Here is an 11,444-nt window from a genome sequence, read left to right as displayed (position 1 = left end):
ACCCCCATGGCTACGCCCCGCCACCCCCGGTCTCGTCGTTCGACGATGCGGAGCGTAGCGGTCCTGAGCCCCGGCCCAGCCGCGACCGGGTAGCGAGTCGGACACTTCCTCCGGGCGGGCCGGATGGCCGCGCGGGGCGCGGCGTACTGTCTGTTCCCATGCCTGACTTCGGATCTGGCCCCGGACATGACGCGGGACCTGCGGACCTGCTCCGGCAGCGGGTCGCGGCCGACCCGTCGCGCCCGTTCGTGACCTTCTACGACGACAAGGCCGGCGAACGCGTGGAGCTGTCGGCCAAGACGTTCGACAACTGGGTGGCCAAGACGGCCAACCTCCTGGTCGACGGGCTGGCCGCCGAGGCGGGCGACCGCGCCGTGCTCGTGCTGCCGCCGCACTGGCAGAGCGCGGTGTGGCTGATGGCCTGCTGGTCGGCCGGACTCCATGTCGAGGTCGTCGATCCGGACAGTGCCGGTTTCACCGAAAGGGTGAAATCCGGCGAACCGGTCGGCGGTACCGGGCCGTATCTCCTAGCGGCTGCCGAGGATGTGCTGGGAGATGTGATCGATGACCAGGAGGCCGAGGAGATCATCGGGCTCTCGCTGCACGCGCTCGGCGGGCCCCTCACGGAGCCCCCCGGCGGGGTGGTCGACTACGCAGTGGAGGTGCGCGCTTACGGAGACAGGTTCGTTCCGGGTAGCCCAGCTAGCTCTGTGATGCCGCAGTTGACTGTGACAAACACCACACTCAGTGGGGTGGAGCTGGTGCGTGTGGCACGTGAGGCCGCCGTGAACTGGGGGCTGGACGCGCAGGACAGGGTCCTCGTTGACATGTCCTACGCCACACTCGACGGGGTTCTTACTGGCCTGCTTGCACCACTAGCCTCGGGTGCTTCCGTCATAATCCAACGAAACTTCCACAAAGACGCCCTAGATCATCGAGTGAGCCTGGAACATGTGACCGTGGTGGCCGGCGTGTCCGGATGGAATGACCAATCCGGGTCCGTGCGCCGGCTCGCCTGATCTAGTCTCTGTCTCTGCTCGTTCAGCCGACCTGTTTTGCCAGCCGACACGTTTGCTTCCCTGACCCCTGAGAGCGCGGGCCTGCCCCCACCACGGAGCCGATGAACAGCAACCCCATGTACATGGAGTACGTCGACGACGCCGATCCCAGCGGGCCGGCGCCGGAGCGGCGTGGCTGGCGCATCCTCGGATGGGTGTCGGTCGGCCTGTCCGCCGTCATGGTCGTGGGCAGCCTGGCCGCCTACGGCGTCTACTACAAGACGATGGGCAACATCGCTCACGAGGACGTCAACGCCAACGTCGGCCCCAATCGCCCCAAGAAGCTCAACAACGCGCTCAACATCCTGGTCCTCGGGTCGGACACCCGCGCCGGCGGCAACGCCAAGTACGGCCGGAGCATGAAGAACGAGCCGCCGCGCTCGGACACCATGATCCTTCTGCACCTGTCGCCCGGCGGCGGGCAGGCCATGGGCATCAGCTTCCCGCGCGACCTGATGGTCCCGATCCCGCCCTGCAAGACCAAGAACGGATCGACCGCCGCGACGGACCGGGGGCAGATCAACTCCGCGTTCACCAACGGCGGCGCCTCCTGCGTCATCAAGACGATCGAGGGCCTCTCCAACATCAAGATCGACCACTTCATGCAGATCGACTTCAACGGCTTCAAGTCGATCACCAACGCCGTCGGTGGCGTCGACGTGTGCCTGTCCAAGGCCGTCAACGACAAGAAGTCCCGGCTCAAGCTGGCCAAGGGCAAGCACACCATCAAGGGCGAGACCGCGCTGGCCTACGTGCGCGTGCGGTACGGCCTGGGCGACGGCTCCGACACCGACCGCATCAAGCGCCAGCAGAAGTTCATGGGCTCGCTCGCCAACAAGGCGCTGAGCGCCGGTGTGCTGGCCAACCCGAGCAAGCTCCTCTCTCTGATGAACGCGACGACCAAGTCGCTGACCACCGACGAGGACCTGACGCCCAGGGTGATGATGCAGATCGCCCAGGGCATGCAGGGCATGACCTCCGGCAAGCTGCGCTTCGTCACGGTGCCGTCCGGGCCCGACCCTGCGGACCCCAACCGGGTCGCGCTCACCCAGCCCAGTGCGAACACCTTCTTCAGCACGATCCGCAACGACAAGACCGTGGCGAGCGAGCCCAAGGCGGGCGCGTCCAAGATCTCCCCAAGCCAGGTGCGGGTGCGGGTCTACAACGCCAGCGGGATCGAAGGCCAGGCCGGGCGGGTCATCACCGCGCTGGAGTCCCAGGGCTTCCACGCCAGCCTCGGCGGCAACATGAGCAGCGCGGCGACCACGAAGGTGCTGTACGGCTCCGGCGCCGACCAGCAGGCCTCCTTCCTCGCCAAGCTGGTCCCCAGCGGACCCAAGCCGACCGCCCGCTCCAGCGGCGGCACCCCCGGCGTCGTCGACCTCGTGGTCGGCAAGGACTGGACCGCCCTCAAGAACGTCAAGGCCGGCATCCCCAAGCAGCAAGGGGAGATCCGCGCGACCGACGACATCTGCAAGGGGAGCTGACCCAACCCCGGGAAATCAATGACGTACACCGCCAGGCCCTCAGCCGCATCCCAGCCCGCCTCCGCACCGGCCCTGCCCCGGAGCCCCGATCAGGCACCGCACGCCGGTGCCGGCGACCCGGCTGCCCGGGGGAACGGCGAACCGGCGCCCGGGGGCGCCCATGCCGCGGTCACCGGGAGCGCCCCTGCCGCGGCCACCGGGGACGCCCCTGCCGCGGTCAAGCCTGCCCGCAAGGAACGGGACCCGTACTTCGACAACGCGAAGTTCCTCGCGATCCTGCTCGTCGTGGTGGGGCACGCGCTCGGGGGTGTACTGCGCTCCCCGCTGGCCGAGAGCGTGTACATGTTCATCTACATGTTCCACATGCCGCTGTTCATCGTGGTCACCGGCTACTTCTCGCGGAACTGGACCTTCTCCTCCGGCAAGGCGCGCAAGCTGATCGCCACCGTGGGCGTGCCATACGTGATCTTCGAGTTCGCCTACTCGGGCTATGACTGGCTGGCCGGCGGGAACGAGCTCGAGGTCACGCTGCTGGACCCGTACTACCTGACATGGTTCCTGTGCGCGTTGTTCCTGTGGCGGCTGTCCACCCCGGTCTGGCAGCAGATCCGCTGGCCGCTGGCGGTGGCGGCGCTCTTCTCGCTGCTGTCCTACATGACCGACCTGGGCGCCACGCTCAACCTTCACCGGGTGATCGGCCTGCTGCCGTTCTATGTGATGGGCCTCATGCTCAAGCCGCAGCACTTCGAGCTTCTCAAGAAGCCGCAGGCGCGCGTCCTGGGCATCACCGTGCTGATCTGCGGCTTCGGCGTGGCCTATCTGACCATGAACCGCATGGCCAGAGGGTGGGTCTATTGGGACCATTCCTTCAGGCACTTCGGCGTCGACAACATCACCGGCATCACCATGCGGCTGGCGATGTTCGCCTGTGCCACCACGCTGCTGTTCGCCTTCTTGACAATTGTTCCCCGGCGCAAGACTTGGTTCACCGCGCTCGGCGCCTTCACGCTGTATGCGTATTTGCTGCACGGCTTCTTCACCAAGCTGCTGAGCTTCGCCGGATGGTGGAAGACCGACTGGGCGGCCTCCGTACCGGGGGTGTTGGCGCTGATCGCCGGCTCGCTGGTGCTGGGCACGATCCTGTGCACCCCGCCTGTGGTGCGCTCCACCAAGTGGCTGCTTGAACCGAATACGACCTGGGTGTTCACCAAATTGCGCCGTCCGAACGGCGGCCGGGCAAAACGCCAGGCCAAAGCCACACCGGGTGAAGGCAGAGGCACGGTAAGTGCCGAGATGGGCCGGTAACGAGACACTCGAACCAGGCGTGTCAGATAGTCTGCTGGAAGCTGCGATTCCCGAGCCGTCCGACTGAGCCGTCCGTTCAGAGGCCGGGCGGCGGCGCCGCGACGGCGCAGATGTCAGATGGAGGACCGTGTCACCGCTGCTAAGCGTCGTTGTGCCCTTTTACAACGTCGAAGAATATCTCGAGGCATGCCTGGAGTCGCTTGAGCAGCAGACGCTGCGCGACATCGAGGTGATCGTGGTCGACGACGGTTCGCCGGACGGCAGCGCGGCCATCGCCAAGGATTTCACCCAGCGGGATTCGCGGTTCCGGCTGATACAGCAGCCAAACCAGGGCCTCGGACCTGCCCGCAACACGGGCGCCCGTCAGGCCACGGGGCGTTACCTGGCCTTCCTCGACTCCGACGACCTCCTCCCCCGCTACGCCTACGAGATCCTGATCGCCTCCCTGGAGGAGACCGGCTCGGATCTGGCCTGCGGCGGGGTACGCAGGTTCACCGCTGCGGGTCCGGCCAAATCACCGCTCCACACCCAGATCTTCAAGGCCGCCGACAAGCAGACCCACATCACCAGGCGACCGGATCTGCTGGGCGACCGCACCGCGTGGAACAAGGTCTTCCGCAAGTCGTTCTGGGACTCGCACGCCTTCGAGTTCCCGCCCGGGCTGTACGAGGACAGCCCGGTGACCATTCCGGCGCATTTCCTCGCCTCCTCCGTCGATGTGCTCAGCGACGTGGTCTATTACTGGCGCGAGCGCGAGGGCGAGTCCCAGTCGATCACTCAGCGGCGTAGCGAGCCCGGCAACCTCGAAGACCGCGTCCGGACCATCAAGGTGGTGACGGCCTTCCTCCATGAGCGGTCGCCCGAGCTGTGGCATGCCCAGCTGTATTCCGTGCTCGCCACCGAGCTGTCGCTCTATGTCGACGCGGCCCTCGACGGAGGCGCCGAATACCACGAGCGCCTGCTGCCGCTGGTCAACGAGGCCATCGCCGAGGCCGACGATTCGATCTTCGCGGAGCTGACCGCCCTCAAGCGGCTGAAGTACCACCTCGTCCAGCGCGGGCTGATCGACGAACTGCTCGAGGTCCTCGCGTACCAGCAGGCCAGGATCTTCACCGCCGATGTGGAGCGCCAGGGTGACCGGTGGTACGCCGACTACCCCTTCTTCCGGGACGCCGAGTACGGCATCCCGGACCGGGTCTACGACGTCACCGACGAGCTGACCCTGCAGACCCGTGTCGACAACGCCTGGTGGGAAGACGGCAAACTCCGCATCTCCGGAGAGGCGCACATCACGCGCATCCCCATGGCCGACCCGGCCACCGACCGGGACGCGTGCCAGATGCGAGTGTGGCTCCAGCACGCAGGTCGTGGGACGGTGGTGGAGCTGCCGGTCACGCGCGTTTACCGGCCCGATGTCACCGCCAAAGCCAGCCGTGCCGCCGCTGACTACGACTGGGCCGGGTTCACGGTCGAGATCGACCCGGCGCTGCTCCAGGTGAACAGGTATCGCGCCCTGCGCCTGTTCAAGCAGCGGATCCTCCCGTCGTTCCGATCGGCCAACTGGGAGTTGCACGCCGAGGTCACGGCACCCGGCGGGCTGACCCTGAGCGGTCCGATGCGAGGCCCGGTGCGCACCGACGTCCAGTGGGCCGCCGGACGCGACGTCGCTCCCGGGGTCGTGGTGCGGCCGGTGACCGCGTCGGGCAATCGTTTCACCGTGCAGGTGAAGCAGCTCGTAGCGCAGGTCACCGAGGCCCGCATCGAAGGGCCGACCCTGGTCCTGGCCGGACGGGTCACCAACGCCAAGTCCCTCCAGGGGGAAGTGGTCTTGGCACGCCGCCTGGGCGTGGCCGAGACCCGCGTGCCGGTGACCTTGGACGAACGGGGCGCCTTCACGGCAGACGTACCGCTCGACGTCCTGGTCTCCCATGCGTCTGACACGGCCGACACCATCCACACCTGGATGTCCGGCGGGCTGGACTGGGACGCCTCGATCAAGCTGAGCGGCAGCAAGGCCATCCGGCTCTCGGTCTCCGACAACGTCGAGATACGGCATCCCGTCGGCACCAACGAGATCGTCGTCACCCGGACGAGGTTCGGCAACCTGCGGCTGCTCGAACGCCCACGCCGGTGCGTGGTGACCACGGCGGAGTGGACGGAGGACGGCGAACTCGTTCTCACCGGCGAACTGGCGGCGGCCGACCTGGCGGACGGCGATCGCCCGGACAGCATGCTCCTCCGCCTGCGCACCGGCGGGGACACCCACTCACTTCCGCTCCGCTGGGCCGACGACGGCACCTTCTCCCTCGTCTTCTCACCGGCACGGATCCCGCGGTTCGGCGAGGTGCTGCCGCTCGCCGCCGGACCCTGGGACTTCTTCACCCAGTTCGACAACGGTGAGGTCGCGGTGGCGATCTCCCGGTCCTCCCTGGCCGACCTCCCGCCGCCGCAGCAGCTGGGGCAGCACGAGTTCACCCTGCGCGCCCATCAGACAGACGCGCTGCGGCTGACCTCCCGGACCGCACTGAACGACGACGAGCGCGGCGTCTACGGGCTCAAGCGCATGGCCCAGCGTGACTACCCGGGTTTCCTGGCGTCTCCGTTGCGGGACATGGCCGTCTTCGAGAGCTTCCGCGGCCGGCAATACTCCGACAGCCCGCGTGCCATCTACGAGGAGATGGCCCGGCGGATGCCCGACCTGGAATACGTCTGGATCACTCTGGACAGCCAGTTCCAGCCGCCGGAAGGGGCACGCACCGTTCTGCTGGGCAGCCGGGAGCACTTCCAGGTCCTCGCCCAGGCACGTTTCCTCGTCGGCAACGACCCGATGCCTGAATGGTTCCGGCGCCGCGACGGCCAGTTCTATCTGCAGACCTGGCACGGGACGCCCCTCAAGCGCATCGGCTACGACATCGAACGCCCCAAGTTCAAGAACGCGCAGGACTACCTGCGGCGTTTCAGTGCCGACGTCGCCCAGTGGTCAGCGATGGTGTCGCCGAACCCGTTCAGCACACCGATCATGCGGCGGGCCTTCCGGTACGAGGGCGAAGTCCTCGAGTCCGGCTACCCGCGCAACGATCTGCTCGCCAAGCCGGATGCGGAGCGCGCGGCCAGGGTGCGTGCCCTGCTGGGTGTGCCGGACGGCAAGACCATCGTGCTGTACGCCCCCACATGGCGGGACGACCAGGCCAAGTCCGGCGGTTACCGGATGGAGCTGGAGCTCGATCTGGAGGCGGCACGCGAAGCCCTCGGCGACGACCACGTGCTCCTGGTCCGCGGCCACTTCAATCTGGGCGGCGGAGTCGAGGGGACGGACGGCGAGTTCGCGATCGACGTGAGCCGCTACCCCGACATCGCGGAGCTCTACCTGGTCGCCGACATGTTGATCACCGACTACTCGTCGGTGATGTTCGACTACGCGGTCACCGGCCGTCCCCAGTTCTTCTTCACCTACGACCTGGAGCGCTACCGGGACGAGCTGCGCGGCTTCTACTTCGACTTCGAAGCGGAGGCGCCCGGGCCGCTGTGCGGGACCTCAGCGGAGCTGATCGAGATGATCCGCGCGGCCGGCTCGCTGGAGGACACCTACGCCGACCGGTACGAGGCCTTCCGCGCCAAGTTCTGCGCGTGGGACGACGGCGGGGCGGCTGCCCGCGCGGTGGACCGTATGCTCCGCGACACCTGACGGATCCGGCCGGACGAGGGGTAAACGGGACGAGGGGTAAAACGGGGAGTTCAGGCGTGGAGTTCACGCCGGGGAGTTCACGCGGGGAGTTCAGGCGTGGACCAATCGGCGGACACGCCTGAACAAACCGGCTCTGACCTCGACGGACAGGTTGTCTTTCACCGTGCGGAACGCCTGCGCCCGCTGACCGAACCTGCCGTCAGGCCGGTCGTCCGGCAGGTCCGCCGTGGGGGACAGCCCCGCGCGGAGCAGGCCGTCGACACCGTCACTCACCTCGCACCAGACATCCCACTTGCCCGGCGCCAGGCCCCGCAGGCCGATCATGCCGGCGAAGGCGAGCGTGCCCACATCGCGCGAGACCTCCAGCCCGGCTGAGCGTGTCTGCCCCGAGCTCCGGTGCCGCAGGACCGTGCGCAAAGTGACCGGAACAGCGACCGCGGCCGCCACGCGGCCTTCCAGCCGGAGAGACCGGCCTTCCACAGCGGCGCGATCGATCTGGATCACCCGTCCGGATCCCACGTGCAGGGCGAGGGCACCGCTCGCCTTGGTCAGGTACGGGGTCACACAGGGCGTGCCATCCGCCACGGCGACCATGCGTGGCCCCGGAGGCGTCACCTTGAGGCCCTTGCCGGGCACCAGGCCCCCCTCGCGGACGATCTTGTCTGCCCGGATGGTCGCGCTCAGGTCCCAGCGGCCGGCGGCGAAAAGGGCCTCGCCGAAGTCGATCTCCGCGAGCAGCTCGCCGTCGTCCACGGGTTCGAGCGGCAACCGGTGCTCCCCGCGTTCCCCTCGCCGGCGGATGACCAGCTCGGCGCGCTGAGCCTTCGGATCCAGACGTTCGATCCGCGCCGCGACGCGGACAGCGAGCCGGTGCTCCTTCCACTCCACCGCGACGAGCTCGACGCGCTGGCGCAGCTCCGACACCTCGAACACGGCGTCCGGGATCTGGGCGCGTTCGTCATGGAAGCCGGGATAGGCCACGTAGGCGTGCTCACCGTCCACCACGATGGGCGGGGGCTCGGTGGCATGGACGCGGGCCGCCTCGTCGATGAGGCTTTCGGGGCCGTTCCGCAGCAGGTGGTCGAGAAGCCTCATGTAGGGCGAAAGCTCGGCCATCACCGCCGGATTGCCATAGGTGCGCACGAGCTCACGGACCGCCGCCTTGGTCTCGTCGCGCTCGGCCTGGTCGAACCGCGAGTATCGCGGGTCGAACCGGGAGAACACCTCGATGGCGAAGTGCCGGCACAACAGGCGATCACGCACCTCGCCCGGCTCCGTGTGGGTGGTCACGTAGGCGAGGAGCTCGGCGATCTGCGGGAAGTAGGTGGCGGCGGGAGCCCCGCCCTTCTGGAGGGCGCTCGTGCCGTCGTGACGCTCAACCCAGTAGTAGTAGTCGTAGTCGGCCAGAACGGTCACGCCGGACGCCTCGAAATATCCGCGCACCGCGAAGATCTGGTCTTCGCCGGACAGTACGCCCTCGGGAAACCGGATCTTCCTGTCCTCAAGCAGCCGGCGCCGGTAGAGCTTCAGGACGGTGAGGCTGCCATAGAGATTAGGAACATCGTCGTAAATCGTTGTAAAGGGGACCGTCTTGCGAAACAGAAGGGGATTCACCTTGCGGCCGATGCCGACATACTTCGGAACGACCACATCGGTGCCGTGTTCGTCCGCGGCGGCGACCATCCGTTCCAGTGCTTCCGGGCCAAGGTGGTCATCCGCGTCGAGGAAGAAGACGTATTCTCCGGCAGCGCGGTCCAGGCCGACGTTGCGCGGGCGCCCGGGGCCGCCCGAAGCAGACTGGTGGATGACCTGCAGTCCCGCATGCTCAGCGGCCAGGCGATCCAGTTCCTCGCCGCTTCCGTCGGTGGACCCGTCGTCGACGGCGATGATCTCGATCTCTTCCGCGGGAAGCGTCTGGTCGAGCACCGACCGTACGGCACGTCCCACCGTCGCCACGCAGTTGTGCACGGGCATGACGACACTGACCCTGGGCGCGATCATCCTGTCTCCCATTCATCCGGACCCGCCGGCCTGATGATGGCGTCCGTGCTGTGCATCGACAGACCCAGCATCAACCGACCCTCGCCAGCGGAGGTCCAATCAGATGTGAAGCAACGATTCCACAAAAGGTCTGAATATTGGAATGATAGGGCGTCTTTTCACCTGTGTGAGCGTTCTGGCAAGCGCGAACCTGGCCCTTCCTGGCCATCTTCATTTCGGGTTTCCTGGACTTCCTCGACCGGACCCGGCGCTTCGGCAGCCGGACCGGACACTGCTGCGGCCGGACCCGGCACTTCCGCGGCAGGGCTCGGCGCTTCTGTGCGCCGGGCACGGCCGAGCGCCACGGTGAGCAATGGCGCCGCCATCAAACCGACCAGCATCGGTGCGGCCACATAGCGGAAGAGTTGTGCCGGGTTGGCCGCCAGCACGGCTAGCTGCACTCCCGCGATCATCGCCACCAAGGCCCACGCGCCCGGGACACGACGCCGCCAGGCAAAGAGCCCGATTGCCGCATACCCCACATATGACCAGAATGCACCTCGCCAGAGCAGCCATTCGAACTGGGGTGCGCGGCTGAGGCGCCGGCCGAACTCGGCACCGGCGCGGACCGGTCCCACGAGCGGCCTGGTCTTGAGGACGGGAAGATAGCGGCTGTCCGCCATTCGCCCGCCGGGCAAGGACCAGGTGAACCGGTCGGGGGTGACGGTGCCGCCCGCGATCGCCGTCCGGCCGTCGAGCGACTTGGGACCGGGCCAGATCGCCCAGGCGACCGAACCACGGCAGAACCGGGCCCCGGCCACCAGGTCCGGAGAACGCCTGATGGTCGTCTTCCACAGCGCAAGCAGTTGATCACTGAGTGGATCGGCCTTCGTCTTGCTGAACCCCGGCCGGTTGGTCAGCCAGTCGGCGTTGTAACAGCTCGAACCCGCGGTGGCCCAATGCGAGAGAGGGGCCACCTGCCGCATCAACGCCATGTCGCCCTTGGTGAAATCCTCCGGACGTTCGTAATAAGCGACCGCCACATCCGCATAGGCCGTCGCGTAGGTCAGGCTGGGCTGTGGGCCTTCAATGTCCAGTGCGGGGTAGAGCCCCGCGGTGAGCGCCACCGAAATCCCCACGACGCCGACGCAGGTCGCGGCCACTTTCCACCGGATACCCGACAGGGCCACGACAAGGATCGGGGTCGCGATCACGACGGTGAGGAAACCGTTGTTACGGAAGAGGACCAGCCCGGTGAGCCCGAGGGCCAGGAGGCCGATGAGCTTCCACGACGCCTTCTCCCCGGCCCGGCGGCGCGCCACCAGGCGGCCGGTCACGGCGAAGAGGAACAACGCGGAGATCGTGAAGGGCACGTCCTTCCACAGAAAGGACGGAAACTGTCCCAGCGCTGGAAGGGCGACGGACACGACGGCGGCCAGCGCCGCCCACCGCGCACGCACTCCCAACTCGTGCAGCACATCGGCCGTATAGGCCAAAGTCGCCGCCCAGAAGACGGTCTGCAGAAAAGTCAGCAGCGCCACGTCTCCGGTCAGCTGGAGGGACAACCAGACCAGGCCGTCGTAGGGAACCGAATGATTGGCCATCCAGTGGTCGGCCGTGACGTGCCACACATATGAGATGGAGTCATAGCTCATCGCGCCGGGGTAGTAGGCGGCCCACCAGAGCAGCAGCACGAACTGACAGACCGCAAAGACGAACACCGGCAGGCGCAGCCGCACCGGCACACGCCGAAACGACCTCGAAACAGTGGTGACCACAACGTCAGCCCATCCTTGGATGTCTTCGAGTCGCGACTTCTGAGCCGCACAGATGAGGGACTCCTGGATGCCAGGCATCTGCAGCCCGGGACAGACCAGACCGGCCCGCCACCCGATCGTACCGGCGACGCAGAGTTCACTCCGCCGCCTT

General features: G+C 67.3%; 6 protein-coding genes. 4 read left to right on the top strand and 2 right to left on the bottom strand.

What is annotated here, in order from left to right; translation table 11 throughout:
- Positions 1–248: 248 nt before the first annotated feature.
- The 4 genes from ACH34W_RS20595 (at position 249) to ACH34W_RS20580 (ending at position 7,535) form a co-directional block, all read left to right on the top strand.
- Entirely contained in the window at positions 249–1,019 is a 771-nt protein-coding gene (locus ACH34W_RS20595) for a TIGR03089 family protein (protein WP_395962535.1), read from the top strand.
- A gap of 101 nt (positions 1,020–1,120) precedes the next feature.
- On the top strand, positions 1,121–2,545 hold the full coding sequence (locus ACH34W_RS20590; RefSeq protein ID WP_395962534.1) for an LCP family protein: 1,425 nt from the start codon (positions 1,121–1,123) through the stop codon (positions 2,543–2,545).
- Between the two features lie 18 nt (positions 2,546–2,563).
- Positions 2,564–3,850 (top strand): acyltransferase family protein, encoded by a 1,287-nt coding sequence (locus tag ACH34W_RS20585; protein ID WP_395962533.1) that lies wholly within the window; start codon positions 2,564–2,566, stop codon positions 3,848–3,850.
- A gap of 127 nt (positions 3,851–3,977) precedes the next feature.
- A complete protein-coding gene (locus ACH34W_RS20580; protein ID WP_395962532.1) occupies positions 3,978–7,535 on the top strand; it encodes a CDP-glycerol glycerophosphotransferase family protein in 3,558 nt (1,185 codons plus the stop codon).
- A gap of 90 nt (positions 7,536–7,625) precedes the next feature.
- On the opposite strand, the gene ACH34W_RS20575 is transcribed toward ACH34W_RS20580, so the two are convergent.
- Entirely contained in the window at positions 7,626–9,536 is a 1,911-nt protein-coding gene (locus ACH34W_RS20575; RefSeq protein ID WP_395962531.1) for a glycosyltransferase family 2 protein, read from the bottom strand.
- A gap of 158 nt (positions 9,537–9,694) precedes the next feature.
- Positions 9,695–11,260 carry a hypothetical protein gene (locus ACH34W_RS20570; protein WP_395962530.1) on the bottom strand — a complete coding sequence of 522 codons (1,566 nt, stop codon included), beginning with the start codon at positions 11,258–11,260 and terminating at the stop codon, positions 9,695–9,697.
- Positions 11,261–11,444: the final 184 nt, after the last annotated feature.

Origin of the sequence: Actinomadura sp. 6N118, from assembly GCF_044326415.1 — a bacterium.
GTDB lineage: Bacteria > Actinomycetota > Actinomycetes > Streptosporangiales > Streptosporangiaceae > Spirillospora.
Note: the sequence above shows the minus strand (reverse complement) of the source record. Positions and strands in the feature narration are given on the sequence as shown.

Coding starts and splice junctions, on each gene's coding strand:
- ACH34W_RS20590 (WP_395962534.1), top strand. CDS start 1,121: ATGAACAGCAACCCCATGTACATGGAGTACGTCGACGACGCCGATCCC.
- ACH34W_RS20585 (WP_395962533.1), top strand. CDS start 2,564: ATGACGTACACCGCCAGGCCCTCAGCCGCATCCCAGCCCGCCTCCGCA.
- ACH34W_RS20575 (WP_395962531.1), bottom strand. CDS start 9,536: ATGATCGCGCCCAGGGTCAGTGTCGTCATGCCCGTGCACAACTGCGTG.